Annotated in this window: 19 protein-coding genes; 8 read left to right on the top strand and 11 right to left on the bottom strand. The window is 60.5% G+C overall.

Translation table 11 applies throughout. The features are described from left to right. Positions 1-974, bottom strand: a 974-nt coding sequence (locus FN060_RS14090; RefSeq protein ID WP_142588864.1) for a 4-hydroxyproline epimerase, incomplete at its 3' end; no start/stop codon positions are given. Positions 975-1,109: 135 nt separating this feature from the next. On the opposite strand from FN060_RS14090, the gene FN060_RS14085 reads away from it, so the two are divergent. Further along, complete coding sequence (locus FN060_RS14085) at positions 1,110-2,147, top strand: Ldh family oxidoreductase (RefSeq protein WP_142588666.1); 1,038 nt, start codon at positions 1,110-1,112, stop codon at positions 2,145-2,147. A 90-nt stretch (positions 2,148-2,237) separates the two neighbouring features. On the opposite strand, the gene FN060_RS14080 is transcribed toward FN060_RS14085, so the two are convergent. Then, a complete protein-coding gene (locus tag FN060_RS14080) occupies positions 2,238-3,200 on the bottom strand; it encodes a dihydrodipicolinate synthase family protein (protein ID WP_142588665.1) in 963 nt (320 codons plus the stop codon). 110 nt (positions 3,201-3,310) lie between these two features. Then, positions 3,311-4,015: a GntR family transcriptional regulator gene (locus FN060_RS14075; protein WP_142588664.1), complete on the bottom strand. Its 705-nt coding sequence runs from the start codon at positions 4,013-4,015 to the stop codon at positions 3,311-3,313. A 264-nt stretch (positions 4,016-4,279) separates the two neighbouring features. Between FN060_RS14075 and FN060_RS14070 the strand changes: the two genes are divergently transcribed. From FN060_RS14070 to FN060_RS14055, 4 genes are all read left to right on the top strand, one after another. Beyond that, entirely contained in the window at positions 4,280-4,420 is a 141-nt protein-coding gene (locus FN060_RS14070; RefSeq protein ID WP_172973625.1) for a hypothetical protein, read from the top strand. Positions 4,421-4,944: 524 nt separating this feature from the next. After that, positions 4,945-5,664 carry a sugar transferase gene (locus tag FN060_RS14065; RefSeq protein ID WP_183950098.1) on the top strand — a complete coding sequence of 240 codons (720 nt, stop codon included), beginning with the start codon at positions 4,945-4,947 and terminating at the stop codon, positions 5,662-5,664. Between the two features lie 35 nt (positions 5,665-5,699). Continuing rightward, positions 5,700-6,680 carry a UDP-glucuronic acid decarboxylase family protein gene (locus tag FN060_RS14060; protein WP_142588663.1) on the top strand — a complete coding sequence of 327 codons (981 nt, stop codon included), beginning with the start codon at positions 5,700-5,702 and terminating at the stop codon, positions 6,678-6,680. Beyond that, on the top strand, positions 6,677-8,023 hold the full coding sequence (locus FN060_RS14055) for a UDP-glucose dehydrogenase family protein (RefSeq protein ID WP_142588662.1): 1,347 nt from the start codon (positions 6,677-6,679) through the stop codon (positions 8,021-8,023). Before FN060_RS14060 ends, FN060_RS14055 begins: the two co-directional genes overlap by 4 nt. Before the next feature lie 85 nt (positions 8,024-8,108). Here FN060_RS14055 and FN060_RS14050 read toward each other — a convergent pair whose 3' ends face one another. Next, complete coding sequence (locus tag FN060_RS14050) at positions 8,109-8,828, bottom strand: sugar transferase (RefSeq protein ID WP_244665816.1); 720 nt, start codon at positions 8,826-8,828, stop codon at positions 8,109-8,111. A gap of 360 nt (positions 8,829-9,188) precedes the next feature. Between FN060_RS14050 and pdxA the strand changes: the two genes are divergently transcribed. Further along, positions 9,189-10,145 (top strand): 4-hydroxythreonine-4-phosphate dehydrogenase PdxA, encoded by a 957-nt coding sequence (gene pdxA, locus FN060_RS14045; RefSeq protein WP_142588661.1) that lies wholly within the window; start codon positions 9,189-9,191, stop codon positions 10,143-10,145. Positions 10,146-10,178: 33 nt separating this feature from the next. Here the strand turns inward: pdxA and FN060_RS14040 are convergent, their stop codons facing one another. From FN060_RS14040 to FN060_RS14010, 7 genes are all read right to left on the bottom strand, one after another. Next, the gene (locus FN060_RS14040) at positions 10,179-11,201 is read right to left on the bottom strand and encodes a four-carbon acid sugar kinase family protein (protein WP_142588660.1); all 1,023 of its coding nucleotides are present in this window, start codon (positions 11,199-11,201) and stop codon (positions 10,179-10,181) included. A gap of 180 nt (positions 11,202-11,381) precedes the next feature. Continuing rightward, a complete protein-coding gene (locus tag FN060_RS14035) occupies positions 11,382-12,215 on the bottom strand; it encodes a sulfite exporter TauE/SafE family protein (RefSeq protein WP_142588659.1) in 834 nt (277 codons plus the stop codon). A gap of 101 nt (positions 12,216-12,316) precedes the next feature. Then, positions 12,317-13,024, bottom strand: coding sequence for a fumarylacetoacetate hydrolase family protein (locus FN060_RS14030; RefSeq protein ID WP_142588658.1), 708 nt, complete (start codon positions 13,022-13,024; stop codon positions 12,317-12,319). After that, positions 13,024-13,776 (bottom strand): ABC transporter permease, encoded by a 753-nt coding sequence (locus FN060_RS14025; RefSeq protein ID WP_052637363.1) that lies wholly within the window; start codon positions 13,774-13,776, stop codon positions 13,024-13,026. Before FN060_RS14025 ends, FN060_RS14030 begins: the two co-directional genes overlap by 1 nt. A 6-nt stretch (positions 13,777-13,782) precedes the next feature. Then, complete coding sequence (locus FN060_RS14020) at positions 13,783-14,589, bottom strand: ABC transporter ATP-binding protein (protein ID WP_142588657.1); 807 nt, start codon at positions 14,587-14,589, stop codon at positions 13,783-13,785. Position 14,590: 1 nt separating this feature from the next. Then, complete coding sequence (locus tag FN060_RS14015; RefSeq protein WP_425312176.1) at positions 14,591-15,358, bottom strand: ABC transporter permease; 768 nt, start codon at positions 15,356-15,358, stop codon at positions 14,591-14,593. Positions 15,359-15,437: 79 nt separating this feature from the next. Further along, entirely contained in the window at positions 15,438-16,427 is a 990-nt protein-coding gene (locus FN060_RS14010) for an ABC transporter substrate-binding protein (protein ID WP_142588656.1), read from the bottom strand. A 69-nt stretch (positions 16,428-16,496) separates the two neighbouring features. Here FN060_RS14010 and FN060_RS14005 point away from each other — a divergent pair, with 69 nt between their 5' ends. Together FN060_RS14005 and FN060_RS14000 are read left to right on the top strand one after the other, a co-directional pair. Beyond that, positions 16,497-17,369, top strand: coding sequence for a FadR/GntR family transcriptional regulator (locus FN060_RS14005; protein WP_342345186.1), 873 nt, complete (start codon positions 16,497-16,499; stop codon positions 17,367-17,369). Between the two features lie 40 nt (positions 17,370-17,409). Continuing rightward, on the top strand, positions 17,410-17,732 hold a 323-nt coding region (locus tag FN060_RS14000; protein WP_244665815.1), incomplete at its 3' end, for an isocitrate/isopropylmalate family dehydrogenase.

The raw sequence follows: 17,732 nt of genomic DNA, 5'->3' as shown, positions 1-17,732 counted from the left end.
GGGTCGCGATCATCGATGAAGATCGTGTTGATGCCGGTCATGCGAGCCCAACCGGCAATCGACGGGATAATCGCATCGCGACCGGCCACGGTCGTCGCCGCCTCGACACGACCGCGGAAGAGAGACCCGATGATCGACTCGTGGATGAATTCGTCTCCGACCTTGAGCTTTTCCTTTGCCGCCAGTTGCGCCATCCGCGCCGAAGTGCCCGTTCCACAAGGAGAGCGGTCAATCGCCTTTTCGCCATAGAAGACGGCGTTGCGTGCGTTAGCCTCCGGGTTCGTCGGCTTGCCGGTCCACTGGATGTGGCTCAGTCCGCGGATCTCCGGATGCTCGGGATGGATGAACTCGTACTTGGCATTGAGGGCGGCGCGCAGCTTCGGGCTCCAACCCACCAGTTCGCCGGCCGTGTGATCGGCCATGTCCCTGAAATTCTTCTGCGGTTCGACGATGGCGTAGAAATTGCCACCATAGGCGACGTCGACGACGACCTCGCCCAGCCCCTCGACCTGTGCCGTCAGCCCCTCCGAATGGAGGAAGCCGGGGACATTGGTGAGGCGCACCTCCTCTACGAAACGCCCTTCCTGGCGATAGGTGATGTCCACCTTCCCCGCCGGCGCATCGATCGATAGCTTCCCAGGCTCGCGCGGCGTGATCAGCCCGTTCTCGATGCCCATTGTGATCGTACCGATCGTGCCGTGGCCGCACATAGGCAGGCAGCCGGAGGTTTCGATGAACAGGACGGCCACGTCGCAGTCAGCGCGGGTGGGCGGGTACAGGATCGACCCGGACATCATGTCATGGCCGCGCGGCTCATACATCAGACCGGTGCGGATCCAGTCGAACTCGCGAAGGAAATGCGCCCGCTTCTCAAGCATGGTCGCCCCCTCAAGCCGCGGACCACCGCCGGAAACAAGGCGGACCGGGTTTCCGCAGGTATGACCGTCGATGCAGGAGAAGGTATAGGAAGCCATCGTTTTCAACTCCGTCGGAAGGCGTGATATGTGAGTCGGGCGTTCCCGAATTGCACGCGCCCATTTTTGTATACTATGTGTATGCACTCGTTCAACGCCGCCTGGTCGGGCGGCCCAGCTCGAAAGAGGCGGACAATGACCCAGACATCCACCATCACGATTGCGGATCTCCACCAGCGGGTCGATGCCATCTTCCGGAAGGTGGGGCTTAATGCGCAACAGGCCGGAGCCCTTGCACGAGTCATCGTCGCAGGCGAGCGTGACGCCTGCAAGTCGCACGGGATCTATCGCATCGAAGGTGCCCTGCGGACCGTGAAAGCAGGCAAGGTCAAACCGGATGCGGTACCAGAACTCGACCTGAATGAAGGTTCTGCCATCGTCAGGGTCGACGCCAAGGGGGGATTTGCCAACCCCGCCTTCGAACTCGGTCTTCCCGCGCTTGCCGAACGCGCGCGTGCGCTCGGTCTCGCGGCGCTGGTCATCAACGATTGCAGCCACTTTTCTGCCCTGTGGCCGGAAGTGGAAGCGGTGACTGGCCAAGGCCTTGCCGCGCTCGTCATGTGCCCCAGCTATGCGACCGTCGCGCCCACCGGCGGCAGCAAGCCCTTGCTCGGGACGAACCCCTTCGCTTTCGGCTGGCCGCGTCCGGATCATGCACCCTATGTCTTCGACTTCGCCACCTCCGTGGCCGCGCGGGGCGAGCTCGAACTGCATCGACGCGCCGGCAAGCCGCTGCCGGAGGGCTGGGCGATCGATGCCGACGGACAGCCAACGACCGATCCGGAAGCGGCACTGGCCGGCGCCATGCTCCCCTTCGGTGGTCACAAGGGCTCGGCGATCGGCACGATGATCGAGCTTCTGGCCGGCATCATGATCGGCGACCTGACGAGCCCTGAAGTCCTGGACTATCTGGGGACCACGACGCTTGCGCCCATGCATGGGGAATTGATCATCGCCCTCTCGCCTGAGGCCTTTGCCGCCGGGCGTCCCGGCAACCCCTTTGCGCGTGCCGAGAACTTGTTCGAGAGCATTGTTGGCCAGGGCGCCCGCCTGCCGTCGCAGCGCCGCTTTGCGGCCCGTGCGAAATCCGAGGCGGAAGGGATTGCGCTGACGGCTGCCGAAATGGAGCAGCTTGACCGGCTTCTGGAAAAGGGGCTTGACGCCGTCGCCTGAAGGCGGTCGACACCCCGCGTCCAGCTACTATTCAGCTGCCTTGAACGGCTCCGTGCAGAAGGAGCCGTTTGCAGACCACGCTGATGAAGCTCAGGCCTTGTATGTCTGGACGGCGCCCGGAAGCTTGCTCCACTCTGCATACCACGTATCAAAAAGCTTCAGCTGAGCTTCGACATAACCACGCTGGCTTTCGGACAGTTCGTCCGTCTCATTGAAGTGCAGCGTGTATTCGCGGTCACCCTTGAGCACCATCATGTGCTTGAAGAAGAGGACAAGATCGGGCCCCTCGTCGAAGGAGGAAAGCACCGCGAGCGCCGATTCCAGTTCCAGCGCGCGCTGGCGGGCATCCGGATCGCCCTTCGCCGCGGCCTGGGCGAGGTTGCACAGGTGCAGTACCTCCTTCGGCAGGACGCAACCGATCCCGGTGATGGCGCCGGTTGCGCCACAGTTGACGAAGCCGTGGAAGACGCAGGTATCGACGCCGATCATCAGCGATACGCCATCGTCGCGGCTGGTGATGTTCTCGGCGGCATAGCGCATGTCGTCCGCTCCACCGAATTCCTTGAACCCGACGAGGTTCGGATGCTCGGCGCGCAGCGAGAAGAAGAGATCGGCGCGGGTGGCGAAGCCGTAGTAGGGGCTGTTGTAGATGACTGCGGGCAGATCAGGAGCGGCGGCAAGGATCGCCTTGAAGTGGTTTCGCTGGGCGGCGACGACAGAGCCCCGGGAGAGAACGCGCGGGATGACCATCAGGCCCTGCGCACCCACCTTCTGGGCATGAGCGGCGTGGGCGACTGCCGATGCGGTGTTGACGGCGCCGGTGCCGACGATGACCGGAACGCCAGCCTTTACCAATCGCTCCACGCCTTCCATGCGCTGCTCATCGGTCAGGAGCGGCCAGTCCCCCATCGAGCCGCAATAGACGACGGCTGACATTCCCTTGCCGATCAGTTCCCTGCCCTTGCGGACAAGCGCATCGAAGTCCGGCGTGCGATCGTCTTTGCACGGCGTCATCAGGGCGGGAATGACACCGGAAAATATCTTCGACTTCACATCAGTCTCCTTTCGCCGGTCATTCCGGCAGCAAAGCAATGATCGGATTGGCATGCAGTTCGCAGAAACGACGTCTGCACTCTATTTGTCGACAAGAAGAATACAGCGGATTACAGCGTGATGTCTACCCCGCTGCTGCGGCTGAACAATTTCTGTACCTGCGCAACGATCTGGTCGGCATGGGACCTGCCGAGGCGGTCCGCCGTCTCGACATCACGCGATTCGATTGCGGCGATGATCAGAGCGTGATCCTCGACGAAACGCTGCGGAAACTGCTCGTCGTAGGACTTGTAGTAGAGACGCAGGATGCGCCGTCCCTCGTCCAGCAACCGCCGGAACAAGCCGGTGAAGTACGGATTGCGGCCCGCTTCGGCGATCGCTGCATGGAAGGCCGCGTTGGTGGCGATCATCGCCAAGGCATCGCGCGCGGCGACCGCCGCCGCATATTCCTCGTGATGAAGACGGATGGCGGCAATATCTCCGGGTCGATGGTTCTGTGCGGCGAGGCGCGTCGTCACCCGGTACATGAGAACGAGCGCATCGAAGAAGGGCCCGAGATTGAGGAAGTCGATGTTCGACACCATGGTTGAACGATTGGGTAGCGTCTCGATCAGGCCCTCACCGGCTAGCCGCACTAGGGCCTCGCGGATCGGGGTGCGCGACATCTGGAAGCGTTCCGCCAACTGGACCTCGTCGATCGGACTACCGGGCGCGAGCTTCAGATCGAGGATCTCGTCGCGCAACAGGTCATAGACCAGTCTTGCGCCGGAGCCCCTTTTGCGGCCGTGCGGCGGAGGATCAACAGTTCCAGTCATCGGATATCCTTCTTGTCGACACGCAGAATACATCCTTCGACCACCGGCCGCAAATCTCGACTGCGACGGGTGCACCCTGCTTATGGGCCCGGAGCAAGTAAGGCTGAAGAACGATGGCACAGCCCGCATACTTCAGGGGCACCAGGGCCCGTCAGAAAACGGGACAACCGTTTAGGTTTCCTCAATCATGGAGATGGTTAACCATGGAGATTTACCAGGAGACAACATCATTGCCGGATCATGGCCACACCGAAAGGATGGACGATGTCACGGCGCTTAAGAAACCTCCTCTTTGCTTTCACCCTCTCATTGTCGATGTGGGCGATCATCCTGTATGCGTCCGTCGCACTTTACGGCGGCATCGTTCCCCAGTTGGACCCGGTGACCACGGCGAGCATCGACTAGCAGGAACCCCTCCAGTAGCAGCCTCTACTCTTCCAGATCGCGCGATCTGTATCCTGCCAAGACCGGGAGGCAACAATCCTGGCACCTGTCGCTCCATCCGGAGCAGGTGCAATACAAGCGCGTGCTTGATAACCGATCCGCAATTCCCAAAGAATCCCTTTTCATAGTCTCAGCACGCGAAATGCTGCTGGAGATTTCTAGCAATCCCTTCGGCTATTCCTGCTGCGCGAAACAACTCGCCGACAGCAGCAAGGCATCGAATCCCTCTTCATTGCCTGCCGTCACCCTAAGCTGACGCGTCATCATCCGATGCCGAACTAGGAGGCTCCAGTCCCACGCAACCACCAAAATGGCGATGGAAGTATTACACGGAACTGGCTGGTGCCGAATGCGACCACAGGTAGACAGCATCAAGAGAATTACTTGAATTAACCAGATTAAAGAAACGTGGCGGAGATCTGTTTGCAATGCAGCGAGGACTAAGTTAGATTAACATTCAGTTAACTCTCCATGAGTGCTGGGTCATGAAAGCCAATACCTCCCTGGGCGTGTCCGTGCCCGTGAGCTTCGAGCACTACGCTGCTGCGAACTCGAATACTGCGCCCCAGGCAATGCCGGCGCCGGTGATCCAGCAGCGTTCGCTGGAGCTTGGCGTGAAGCGTGCCATCGACATCACTCTATCTCTGACCGCGCTGGTGGTCCTTCTGCCACTCCTGCTGGCCGTGGCTCTCCTGATTAAGCTCGAAAGCCCGGGCCCGGTGTTCTTCCGTCAGGCGCGATGGGGGCAGGGCTGCAGGATCATCCACGTCTTCAAGTTCCGCTCCATGCGCCTTGATCAATGCGACGCCACCGGCGTCAGGCAGACTGTCGAGGGGGATCCGAGGATTACCCGCATCGGGCGTTTCATCCGCAAGACCAATATCGACGAGCTGCCGCAACTCTTCAACGTATTGAAGGGCGACATGTCGCTTGTCGGTCCCCGCTGCCACCCACTCGGCATGCTGGCGGCAGGCGTCGCCTACGAGGATCTCGTACCGAATTATCACGACCGTCACATTATGAAGCCCGGGATCACGGGGCTTGCGCAGGCGAGAGGCCTGCGCGGACCGACCACCCGGCGATCGAAGGCAAAAGCGCGGATAGCGGCCGATCTTCATTACGTCCAGAATTTCAGCCTCTGGCTGGACTTCAAAATCATCTATCGGACCCTACTTTCCGAGATCCGGGGCGGGACAGGCTCCTAGTTCCGGTATCGTCACTTCAGACCCAGGGACGTATCATGAAAAGAATACTGGTCACCGGTGGCGCCGGCTTTCTTGGCGCGCATATCTGCGAGCGGATGCTCGACAGCGGTCACAAGGTTATCTGCCTCGACAATCTCTACACCGGGTCGATGGCCAATATCGCCCACCTTTCCGGCAATCCCCGGTTCGAGTTCATCGACTGGGATGTGTGCGACCCGATTGATGTCGCGGTGGACGAGATCTACAACTTTGCCTGCCCCGCTTCTCCGCCCCATTACCAGGCCGATCCGATCCGCACGATGAAGATCAGCTTCCATGGGGCGATGAACATGCTGGACCTGGCGCGAAAGCACGGTGCCAGGGTCATGCAGGCGTCCACGTCCGAAATCTACGGCGACCCGCTGGTTCATCCGCAGACGGAAACCTACTGGGGAAATGTGAACTCGACGGGAATCCGTGCATGCTATGATGAGGGCAAACGCGCCGCGGAAACCCTATTCTACGACTATCATCGCCAGCATGGAATCAATATCCGCGTGGTTCGAATCTTCAACACCTATGGGCCCGGCATGAACGCGGGCGACGGCAGGGTGGTATCCAACTTCATCGTCCAGGCCTTGGCGGGCGATGATCTGACCGTCTATGGCGACGGCAGCCAGACAAGATCGTTCTGCTATCGGGATGACCTTGTGGAGGGCATCATCCGGCTGATGAACGCGCCGGACCACGTGACCTTCCCCGTGAACATCGGCAATCCGAACGAATTCACGGTGAAGCAGCTTGCCGAGGTCGTCCTCGAGCTTACGCAATCCAAGTCGCGGCTGATCTCGCTTCCCCTGCCCCAGGACGACCCGACCCAGCGCTGCCCGGACATTTCGCGGGCAAAGGAATTTCTTGACTGGGAGCCTTCCGTGGAGTTGAGAGAAGGCGTTCTCAGGACAATCGCGTATTTCAGCAATCAGCGTTCCGAGCCATCCCGTCTCGAGACAAGGGCTCGCGTGGAGGCAAACGCATGAAGATCGTTGTAGTCGGATCCGGCTATGTGGGCCTGGTGGCAGGCACGTGCTTCGCCGATATAGGCCACAGCGTGGTTTGCGTCGACAGCGACCAGAAGAAGCTTGAGAAGCTGCGACAGGGTGTGGTGCCAATCTACGAGCCGGGCCTTGATGAACTGGTGGCCAGAAACCACGCGAGCGGCCGTCTTTCCTTCACCGATGACCTCGGGTCTGCACTCGCGGATGCCCAGGCTGCGTTCATCGCCGTAGGCACGCCACCGCGCGCCACCGACGGTCATGCCGATATGAAATACGTCCATGCCGTTGCCCATGCCATTGCGGAGAACGCAAGCGGCGACCTGGTGGTCGTCAATAAGTCTACCGTACCGGTCGGCACCGGCGACGAAGTCGAGAGGATCCTCCTGAGCGCACGCAGGCCCTTCAGGTTCTCGGTCGTCTCGAATCCGGAATTCCTTCGCGAGGGCGTTGCGATCGACGATTTCATGCGCCCAGACCGGATCGTCATCGGCAGCGAAAGCGAGTGGGCACGCAAAGTGGTGTCCGGCATCTATGAGGTCGAGCGCCTGTCGGGCGCAACGATCCTCCACACATCGCGCCGCTCCGCAGAGCTGATCAAGTATGCGGCCAACGCCTTCCTGGCGATGAAGATCACCTTCATCAACGAGATCTCAGATCTCTGCGAGGCGGTCGGCGGGGACGTTCGTCACGTCGCCCACGGACTGGGACTGGACAGCCGCATCGGTTCGAAGTTCCTCAATGCCGGCCCCGGCTATGGCGGCTCGTGCTTTCCCAAGGATACCCTGGCGATTTCCAAGACCGCCCGCGACCACCGTGTGCAGTTGAACACGATCGAGACCGTCATCCAGGTCAACGACAACCGCAAGCGGGCAATGGCGCTGCGGGTCCTCGACGCCTGCGGCGGATCGATACGCGGCAAGACCATCGCCGTCCTCGGCCTCGCCTTCAAGGCGCATACGGACGACATGCGCGATTCCCCCGCCATTCCGATCGTCCAGGCCCTGCAGGATTTCGGCGCCAAGATTCGTGCCCATGACCCGGAAGCCATGGAGAATGCCGCAAAGCTCCTGACAAATGTGACCTTCTGCGAGGATGGACTCGACGCGGCAACCGACGCCGATGCCGTTGTCGTCCTTACTGAATGGCCGGAGTTCAGGGATATTGATCTCGGCCAGTTGAAGGCCGTCATGGCGGAGCCACTGATGATCGACCTTCGCAACCTGATGTCCGAGGATGCAGTGCTCGAAGCGGGCTTCACCTATTGCTGCGTCGGAAGAAATCCGATCGGCCCCCACGGGGAGAAACAGCTGCTCGCAGCGGAGTAGCCAACCGTCTGCAGGCACTACGCTTTCGCCGGTCGCATCAGTGTCCGGCGGACTCTGTGGTGTCAGTCGCGGGGCGTAGGTCTGATTAATGATCACCCTTGCCCGTGACGACAATCGCGATCGTCTTCAGGATAATCCGTGCATCCAAACCGGCGGACATGGTGCGGATATAGCGGACATCCAGTTGGACGCGCTCCTGATAGCTCAGTGAATTGCGTCCACTGACCTGCCAAAGGCCGGTAAGTCCGGGTCGGGTCGTCAGGTAGAGGCGCAGGTTCCTGCCATATCGCACCGCCTCCTCGTGCACGATCGGCCGAGGCCCGACGATACTCATCTCGCCGCGCAGAATGTTGATGAGTTGCGGCAGTTCGTCCAGGCTGCTTTTGCGAAGAAAGCGTCCAAGCATGTTCACGCGAGGGTCGTTGGACAGCTTTTGAGCGTCAAGCCATTCCTTCTGGGACTTGGGGCAGATGGACAAGAGTTCCGCCAAGCGGACATCCGCATCCCGAACCATTGTCCGGAACTTCAGGCAGTTGAAAGACCTGCCGTGCCGACCGAGGCGAAGCTGACGATAGAAGATTGGACGGCCGTCATGAAGGAGGATCGCAAGCATGATAACGCCGAAGAGCGGCGCGACGAAAATCAGGGCTGCCAGCGCGAACACGATGTCGAACATGCGCTTGGCCAAACCGAGCGCACGTCGTCTCGGCCCGGATGCTGTCCAGGTTTTGACATGCTCACGCCTTCCCTCGATCGGCTTGTCATAGCTCGCGAGGTGACGATGTGCGTCAGACATCGTCTTCATCAAGAATCCGACTCAAATGATCACGCCTGCACAAAGCCAAAGCTTGCTTCCAGCAAAATGCTGGTAGTCCCAAACGGTTCTAGGAGCAGGAGGTTCCAACATAGAAACGGTCTGGGCCGAGAGAATTCACTATCGCTCTTCATGAGGACTGGCATGTCGCGACTACTGCGCGAGTGAGTCCAGGCCGCGTCCAGGATCCGCGACCGATACCGAATTTGAAATCCGTAGCTGAGTCCGCAGGGATCCGATTGACGGGTTCAACAACATTATGTCCTATCCCGGCTGCGGCAGCGGCTCTAACGGCTCCCGTATATGCCCACCTGCTCTCGGCTGGGAAAGCGTCGAGGAACGGAGATCTTCATGAGCAACATCATCGGCATCACAATGGGCGACCCCTGCGGCGTCGGCCCGGAAATCTCCGTGCGCGCGCTTGCCGACATGTCACCGGCGGAACGGCAGATGACCCGCATCTACGGCAATCTCGCGACACTGGAGGCGGCTCGAGCGGTGCTCGGCATCGACCTCGATCTTTCACCGAATGTCGTGGATCTTCCACTCGAAGGCGCGCCACTTCCCTGGGGGCAGCTGAGCTCCGTCGCCGGCGACGCGTCATTCCGCTTCATCGAAAGGGCCGTTCGTGACGCGCAAGCCAGCGTGATCGGCTGCATCGTCACCGCTCCCATCAACAAGGAGGCGCTGAACAGCGCCGGCCACCACTATGACGGCCATACCGGCATGCTACGCAGTCTCACCGGATCGAAAGCCGCGTACATGCTGCTCGCTTCCGAACGGTTGAAGGTCATTCACGTTTCCACCCATGTCTCGCTGCAGGAGGCGATCCACCGTGCGACGACGGAGCGGGTGCTTGCGACCATTCGAGCGGGCGATGCGCATCTCAGGCGCGTTGGCTACGCCTCACCCCGGATCGCCGTCGCCGGCATCAACCCGCATTGCGGCGAGAACGGGCTCTTCGGCACGGAGGACGATGACCAGATCGCGCCGGCTGTCGCCGCTGCGCGCGCTGAAGGCATCGATGCCTATGGGCCAATATCGGCCGACACCGTGTTCCACCGCGCTTATTCCGGCGCTTTCGACCTGGTCGTGGCCCAGTATCACGACCAGGGACATATCCCGATCAAGCTCGTGGCCTTCGATACCGCAGTGAACGTCTCTGTAGGCCTGCCGATCGATCGAACCTCCGTCGACCATGGCACCGCCTTCGATATCGCCGGCAAGGGCATTGCCAACCACGGCAATATGAATTCCGCCATCGCATATGCGCGCAAGCTGGTGGCGGGTCGCCCCCAACAGGGTTGACCCTTCTCTCGGCCCGTCACCGGCCCCTCGGCCTTACCGGTCACAAAGCCGGGCGGCGATCCTTACAAGGGTGTCGGGGGCCCCAAATCCCCCCGATTTCGTGATGATGCAGAGCCCTTGAGCATAGGCCAGGCCCAGTCCAGGAAGACACTCCCCGGCCAGGCGGAAACGATTTATTCCCATTTCTTCCATGACGGCCTCAGCCGTTGCTCCGCCGGTCAGAAGCAGCGTCGACACCGTCGTGCTCACCATCGGCGCCACCGCCTTGGCGAGTGCACGCGAAACCTGCAGCGGGTCGGTGGGAAACTCACCTTGAACAGCCTGCACTACCGTAATCAAGTCATCGCTCGGTCTGGTTTCTGCAATCTTACCGTTGGGCGCAGCCAGGTAATTTACGTCGAATGTCCTTCGAAGTTCGTCGACCTGGACAATGGTGATCGGATCATGGGAGCCGACCACGAAGAGCGCCCTGCCCCGTGGCAGCTCCGCAAGCCGGGCGGACGCCCGATCTGTCATCGCGTCGGCCAACGCCTCCGCCAGCCCACGGGCGCCGACGAGGAGATCGAAGCCTGCAGCATCTGACCTTGCGACCCATTCAAGCAGATCGTCCTGGCTAATCGTGTCGGGCACTGTCGCCCGTTCCGCATGCCGGCCAAGACATTCATGAATGGAGATAGGATCTGCTATCCCGAATCCTTGCACCTTCGCGTCTCGGACAATGCGGCCGAAGCTCGGTATGGCCGGCGCGACCAACGCAGACTTGAAGGGCATGACATCGAGTTCTGCTGCAATATGCCCCTTCAGCCGCGAGTCGATCTTCTTGAACAACCGCGTCGCGGGCGGAAGCGCGGCCAGAGCCGCGGTCGTCCTATCGCGAGCAACTGCGGCGTCCAGTTCCCGCGATCCGAGATTGATCGCAAGCACCGCCGGCCTGGCTCGAAGAGCCTCGCCCATCGCCTCGACCGTCAGGGCGACTTCTACGTGCAATCGTCTGGCAGCAAAGGGCGCAGAGGCATCCAATGCACCCGTCAAATCATCGGCAAGGATGGCGAGCAACGAGATCAAACTCCGGCTGTTATTCCTGATCGACGCACTAGCTCCACCGGAAGTACCGGCTCATTGCAACCGCAAAAGCCGAGCGGCCTGCACCGACAGCGCCCGTTCACTCCACGACGACGATCGGAATCTGACGTCCTTGACCCCATGTCCAGCCCGAAGTTAGACCCATCCGAACCGCTAGAAGAACATGCGGTAGCTATCAAACAACATCTTGCTGGACGTGATCGTGAGGAAGACACCGAAGAGGATGCGCAAAGTGCGCGGCTCGATCGAATGTGCGGTGCGAGCACCCAGTGGAGCGAACCACATGCTGGTGACGACGATCGCGATCATCCCTCCCAGATTCACATAACCCAGCGAGAACGCGGGCAGGCCGGCCCTGCCCCAGCCATTGAAGATGTAGCCCACCGTCCCGGGCACCGCGATGATCAGTCCGATCACCGAAGCGGTGCCGACGGCCCGTCTGACGGGGTAGCTGAAGATACTCAGCGTAGGAACCGTCAAGGTGCCGCCGCCTATCCCCATGAGCGTGGAGATGGTTCCTATGGCTGTCGCCATACCCGCTTGTCCCGTACGCCCCGGCAGCCCCTTGACCGGGTGCCATCCTTCACGGGTAAACAGCATGTAGAGCGCCACCACCGCTGCAACGACCCCGAATACGCCAGTTAGCACGGACCCTGACGCATAGGCGGCAACGACAACGCCAAGAAAGACGCCCAAGGCCACGAATGGGGCCCACAGCTTCAGAAGCTCCGCGTCGACCGCCCCCTTCGCCTTGTGGGCGCGGATGGACTGAACCGATGTGGGAATGATTGTTGCCAGCGATGTACCAACGGCTATGTGCGCGCGCAGGGCCACGTCGACATCGAATGCCGCAAGCACATGGTAGAGGACCGGCACGACGACAATCCCGCCGCCGACACCCAGGAGACCGGCCAGAAAGCCGGATACGCATCCCACCAAACCGAGGACGAGTGCAAACGACGTCAGCAGCATGATCGATGCGGGCATGGCGAGTCCGGAAAATGAGGTGATGGTGCCCGAAAGGGCTTTTTGATACGGGCAGGGTACGCGAAGCGCACCCTGTCCATTGGATGTGCGCCGGGCGCCGGTCAGCTGACCCGGAAGCGGATCTCGCCCACGCCGGCCACGTAGCCGACCATTTCGTCGCCCTTGACGACCGCGCCAACGCCCGCCGGGGTTCCCGCAAAGATCAGGTCGCCAGCCTTCAGTTCGAACAGGCGCGACAGGTAGGAAATCATCTCGGGCACCTTCCAGATCATCTGGTTGAGGTCGCCGTTCTGGCGCGTCTCGCCATTCACCTTGAGCCAGACTTCCCCTTCCGTCGGATGCCCGACTTCGCTGACAGGATGCAGGGGCCCGCAGGGTGCCGATGCCTCGAACGCCTTGCCGGTTTCCCACGGGCGTCCAAGCTTCTTGGCCTCTCCCTGCAGATCGCGGCGCGTCATGTCGAGGCCTACCGCATAGCCATAGACATGGTCGAGGGCGTCCTCGACGGGAATGTTTATGCCGCCCTTCTGCAGTGCCACGACCAGTTCGATCTCGTGGTGGACGTCGTTGGTTTCCGTCGGGTAGGGAAAGTCCTGGCCGAGCGGCACGATGGTGTCCGGGTTCTTCTGGAAGAAGAAGGGCGGCTCCTTGTTGGGGTCATGTCCCATCTCGATGGCGTGGTCGGCGAAGTTGCGCCCAACGCAGTAGATGCGGTGGATGGGGAAGAGCGCATCGCTCCCCGCGACCGCCAGCGTCGGTACCGGCGCCGGCTTGATGACGTAGTTCTTCAGTTGAGGCATTTCGTTCATTATCGCGCTCCTGCGTAGTATTCGATGCGTTTTTCGAAGTATTCGACCCCGGCGGACAGCAGCATGGCCGCCGCGAAGAGAAGCATGGTGAGAGCCCAGAACCGTTCCATGTCAAAGCTTCTCGAATAGAGCTCGAATAGCTCTCCATAGCCGATGATGGAGACCAGGATCTGGCCGATGACCACCCCCTTGACCCCGCGGATGAGACCAATCCGGATGCCGGCCAGTATTTCCGGCAGCGCCGAGAGAAGGATGATCTTGGTGAAGATCGTCCATCGGGATGCGCCGTAGCTGCGCCCCATCTCGACGAGCGATGTCGGGACCTGCATGACGCCGGCTCGGGCATCCAGAACGATGATCCAGACGGCGAACAGGAAGACGGTAACGACGACCGTCGTCTCTCCCATTCCGAACAGGATCATCAGGATGGGCACCAGCGCCGACAGCGGAGCACTGACGAACATGTTCACCCACAGGCCGAAGATGTTGTCGACAACCTTGAAGCGTCCCATGAGCACCCCAAGCGGCACGCCAACGACGATGGCAAGGGTCATGCCGTACAGGAAAGAGCGCAGCGTAATCATCGATGCGCTTTGCCAGGAGCCGGTTTGGACGAGCTCGAAGCCCGCGCTGACAATGGAGGTGAACGGCGGGATGAGGAACATGACGTCAAGTTGCCCGACGATCTCCCAGACAAGCAACCAGAACAGCAGAGACGCCATCATGGGAACGCGTGTGCCGAATAGGGTCATGGCGCATCACTCCGCATATTGCCGCAACCCCTGCCAGATCTCCTCGACCACGTCGAGGTAGCTGGCATCGCGGCGAATGTCATCCGGGGAAGCACTGCGATCGATCATCGGATCGATCACTTGGGAAACACGGCCCGGTCGAGGAGACAGGAGAACGATCCGGTCCGAGACATAGACTGCCTCTTCGATGGAATGGGTCACGAAGATGAACGTCTTCTTCTCGAGCTCGACCAGACGCAGCAGATCCTCCTGGAACTTACGGCGGTTCTGCTCATCGACTGCCGAGAAAGGCTCGTCCAGGAGAAGCACGTCTGCGTTTACCGCAAAGGCTCGCGCGATTCCTACGCGCTGGCGCATGCCGCCGGAGAGCTCATGCGGGTACTTCTGCTCGAAACCGGAAAGCCCCACCTGTTCGATATAACGCCGAGCGGTCCGGTCTCGCTCCGCTGCCGGCACCCCCTTCAGTTCGAGGCCGAAGCCGACATTGCGAAGTACGGTCGCCCAGGGCATCAACGCGAAATCCTGGAAGACGAAGGCCCGTTCCGGGCCGGGGCCTGTCACGACACGTCCATTGACCCGGATTTCACCGGAGGTGGCGGGAACGAGGCCGGCGATGATCTTGAGCAGTGTTGTCTTTCCGCAACCTGAAGGGCCCAGCAGCGTCGTGAGCTTGCCACGCTCGAATTCGAGATTGATGCCGCGGAGCGCTTCGACGTCGCCGTAGTTCTTGCAGATCTCGCGGACTTGAACGACCGCATCATTGCTGGTGGCGGAGGTCACGCTGCCGCTACGTGCCAAAGCAGGATTCGCCATGTCACTTTCTCCTCTTCTCAGGACGCAGCAGATGGATTTCCACGTATTGCAAGCCCGCAAGTGTCAATGTCGAGACAGCAATGATCGAAGCAACTGCCGCATACATGTGCGCATAGTTGGCAACCGAACGGTGATAGGTGATGAGGTCGCCGATACCAGTTGGCGTGATCAGCAGTTCTGCCAGCATGACGCCGATAAACCCTGCGGCAATGCCGAGGCGAAGACCAGCAAACAGAACCGGAGATGCGTCCGGAATGATGATCTTGAAGATCTGCTGCATGCGCGAGCCCTGGAAGGAGCGGCACATGTCTACCAGCGAGGGATTGACGTGCCGCACGGCCTTGTAGGAATTCAGCACGATGACCGGCAGCGCCAGCATGATGACCGCCAGCGTCTTCGCCGTCAGGCCGATCCCGTAGACGAAGGTGACAAGCGGAACGAGCGCGGCCATCGGAGCTGCCTGGAGCACGATGAATACAGGCGCCAGCAGCCACTCCGCCTTGTCGGACAGTCCCATTGCGACGCCGAGACCGATCCCGACGGCCGCCGAAATCACGACGCCGAGGACCAGCGGCTGAAGTGTCAGGAAGTAGGCCCGGTGCATGCTGCCGTCCGCAACCATCTCGCCGAAGGCGGAAAGGGTTTCGAGAAAGCTCGGGAACGCGAAGCTGATCGGGATCCGTCCGGCGATTTCCCAGGAAGCGAAGAGTAAAGCGAGCGATACGACAATCCAGAACGAACGCCGCTCGTCGACGAATGTCCGGATCATCTCGGCGGTGGTGGGTGGAGCCTCTTGCGAGGCTCCGATCCCATTGTCGATTTTTGCTGGCGAAATTGACATCTGCATCTTACTTCGTACCGACCCTCGAGAGCACATTGTTGAGCGCCGTGAGGTCCCAGAAGTCTTCAACCTTCAGGTCCTTCGCCTCTCCTTCAAGCGCCCCGGAGATCGTGTAGAAATCGAAGTCATCGCGCGCAGCATCTTCCCCGCCTCCATTGAGCGGCATGTTCGGCGCGGCCTCCGTGAAGTACGGCTCGATATCGGCAACCATTTCGGGTGTAGCGTCGGGAAGCAGATTGTACTTTTCCTTCAGCGCCGCGACCGACTTCGGATCCGCGGCGACTTCTCGCCATGTCGTCAGGATCGCCTCGATGAGGATCTCCACATCCTTGGCATTGGCCGCAAGATAGTCCGTGTTTGCAAAGAGCGCCTCATCCGTCGCGGCGACCTCGCCGAGCGGCAGGAAAGCGAACTTGCCGGGCGCCTTGTCCTCCAGCACGCGCTTTCCAGACGAGTCCACGATCGTCGCCTTCACGTTGCCCTGCAGCAGTGCGCCCGTGCGCACTTCAGCGCCTGGAACGTAAGCTATGCTGGAATACTTGATGCCGTTCTTCTCGGCCATCAATTGCATGATCGCTTCGGTGCCGGACCCGCGTGAATGGACGGCGACCTCCTGACCGTCGAGATCCTTCCAATCCTTGTAGAATTCGGTGTTGACCACCGGATAGAACTGCAGCTTGCTCAACTGCATGAAGATGCGGATCGGCGCCTTCACCTTCTGAAGCAAAGCGTATGGCGCTCCCACGCCGATATCGGCTTGGCCGCTGACGACTGCCTGCGCTGCAATGTCCTCGCTCTTCAAATAAGTGATCTGGACATCGACGCCCTTCTCCTTGGCGCGCTCGAAAGCCGCAAGGAGATGAAGCGATTCCACTGTCGCAATGTCGCCGAAGGCAACGCGCATGGGATCTGCCCAGGCGAAGCCTGGCACGGCAACAGCAAAGCAGAGGGCGGCGACAGACACCGACGCCCGGATCTTCCTGGCAAACATATTCATTTCGTTCCTCCCTTAATCGGGCCCTCCCCAGAACCCAATTGCAAACCAATCATCTATTAACGCGGACCTATGTCAACCAATTTCTTCGCCGAAGCCTTTACAGGGTGGAGTGAGAAACAGGCGAAATTCAAAAATCCTCATATAAAAATTCTTATCTTTCAGCGTTTTAGATGTCTTCTACACCTGTCTGAGCAAGAACTCTTCTGCGTATTGACACCGCAGCACATGCCGGCTATCCATCAACCAATTCGGATATTGGTTTCGCAAATGGATCAAAACTTGGAAATGGATGTGCTGGCAAAGCTCAAGGGCTTTCTTGCCACCGCAGAGCTACCGGACGATGGGCGCCTCCCGCCGGAGCGGGAGCTGGCTCAATCGCTGGATGTCGGCCGCGCCGTGCTGCGCAAGGCGCTCGCAACCTTGCAGGCGGAAGGCACGGTTTGGCGACATGTCGGCAAGGGTACCTTCGTTGGTGACCGCCCTATCGATACGGTTGCCGACATCAACGCCATGGTCCAGCGCACCAATCCGCTTGAGGTCATGGGAGCACGGATTGCATTCGAACCTGAGGTAGCGCGCTGTGCTGCCCTGAATGCCACGGGCGCCCAGATTGCCGAGATCCGCAACTGCATGATCAAGGCACAGCAGGCGCCGACATGGCGGCAGTACGAGCAGTGGGACAACCGCCTGCACCGTACGATCGGCGAGGCCTCTCAGAACTCACTGCTGCTGGGGCTCCTCGACACGCTGAACGCCGTGCGCCGGGCCGTCACCTGGGGCAGGTTGCGTCAGACCCCCGTTCGCCCGCCCGCGGACCATCACAGCTTTGCCGAACACGAACAGATCGTTGAAGCCATCGCGGATCGCGACGGCGCAGCTGCAGCCGACGCCATGCGGCGTCATCTTCGCAGCGTCGAAAGCCACATGCGCGACATGCGCTGAACACGTGGCGGCGGAGGGCCGTCACCATTGGGAGGACTACATGCATAAGATCAAGGTCGCCAATCCGGTCGTCGAACTCGATGGCGACGAGATGACCCGCATCATCTGGCAGTTCATCAAGGACAAGCTGATCTACCCCTATCTGGACATCGATCTTAAGTACTATGATCTGAACATCCAGAAGCGAGATGAGACGGACGACCAGATCACGATTGACGCTGCCCATGCGATCAAGAAGCATGGCGTTGGCATCAAGTGCGCGACCATCACGGCCGACGAAGGGCGCGTCGAGGAGTTTGGCCTGAAGAAGATGTGGAAGAGCCCGAACGGCACGATCCGCAACATCCTCGGCGGCGTCATCTT

The sequence above is a fragment of the Pseudorhizobium halotolerans genome (assembly GCF_902153235.2).
Taxonomy (GTDB): domain Bacteria; phylum Pseudomonadota; class Alphaproteobacteria; order Rhizobiales; family Rhizobiaceae; genus Neorhizobium; species Neorhizobium flavum.
Note: the sequence above shows the minus strand (reverse complement) of the source record. Positions and strands in the feature narration are given on the sequence as shown.

Coding starts and splice junctions, on each gene's coding strand:
- FN060_RS14020 (WP_142588657.1), bottom strand. CDS start 14,589: ATGGCGAATCCTGCTTTGGCACGTAGCGGCAGCGTGACCTCCGCCACC.
- FN060_RS14005 (WP_342345186.1), top strand. CDS start 16,497: ATGTCAACCAATTTCTTCGCCGAAGCCTTTACAGGGTGGAGTGAGAAA.
- FN060_RS14065 (WP_183950098.1), top strand. CDS start 4,945: ATGAAAGCCAATACCTCCCTGGGCGTGTCCGTGCCCGTGAGCTTCGAG.
- FN060_RS14030 (WP_142588658.1), bottom strand. CDS start 13,024: ATGAACGAAATGCCTCAACTGAAGAACTACGTCATCAAGCCGGCGCCG.
- FN060_RS14025 (WP_052637363.1), bottom strand. CDS start 13,776: ATGACCCTATTCGGCACACGCGTTCCCATGATGGCGTCTCTGCTGTTC.
- pdxA (WP_142588661.1), top strand. CDS start 9,189: ATGAGCAACATCATCGGCATCACAATGGGCGACCCCTGCGGCGTCGGC.
- FN060_RS14010 (WP_142588656.1), bottom strand. CDS start 16,427: ATGAATATGTTTGCCAGGAAGATCCGGGCGTCGGTGTCTGTCGCCGCC.
- FN060_RS14015 (WP_425312176.1), bottom strand. CDS start 15,358: ATGATCCGGACATTCGTCGACGAGCGGCGTTCGTTCTGGATTGTCGTA.
- FN060_RS14050 (WP_244665816.1), bottom strand. CDS start 8,828: ATGAAGACGATGTCTGACGCACATCGTCACCTCGCGAGCTATGACAAG.
- FN060_RS14035 (WP_142588659.1), bottom strand. CDS start 12,215: ATGCCCGCATCGATCATGCTGCTGACGTCGTTTGCACTCGTCCTCGGT.
- FN060_RS14060 (WP_142588663.1), top strand. CDS start 5,700: ATGAAAAGAATACTGGTCACCGGTGGCGCCGGCTTTCTTGGCGCGCAT.
- FN060_RS14070 (WP_172973625.1), top strand. CDS start 4,280: ATGTCACGGCGCTTAAGAAACCTCCTCTTTGCTTTCACCCTCTCATTG.
- FN060_RS14055 (WP_142588662.1), top strand. CDS start 6,677: ATGAAGATCGTTGTAGTCGGATCCGGCTATGTGGGCCTGGTGGCAGGC.
- FN060_RS14085 (WP_142588666.1), top strand. CDS start 1,110: ATGACCCAGACATCCACCATCACGATTGCGGATCTCCACCAGCGGGTC.
- FN060_RS14075 (WP_142588664.1), bottom strand. CDS start 4,015: ATGACTGGAACTGTTGATCCTCCGCCGCACGGCCGCAAAAGGGGCTCC.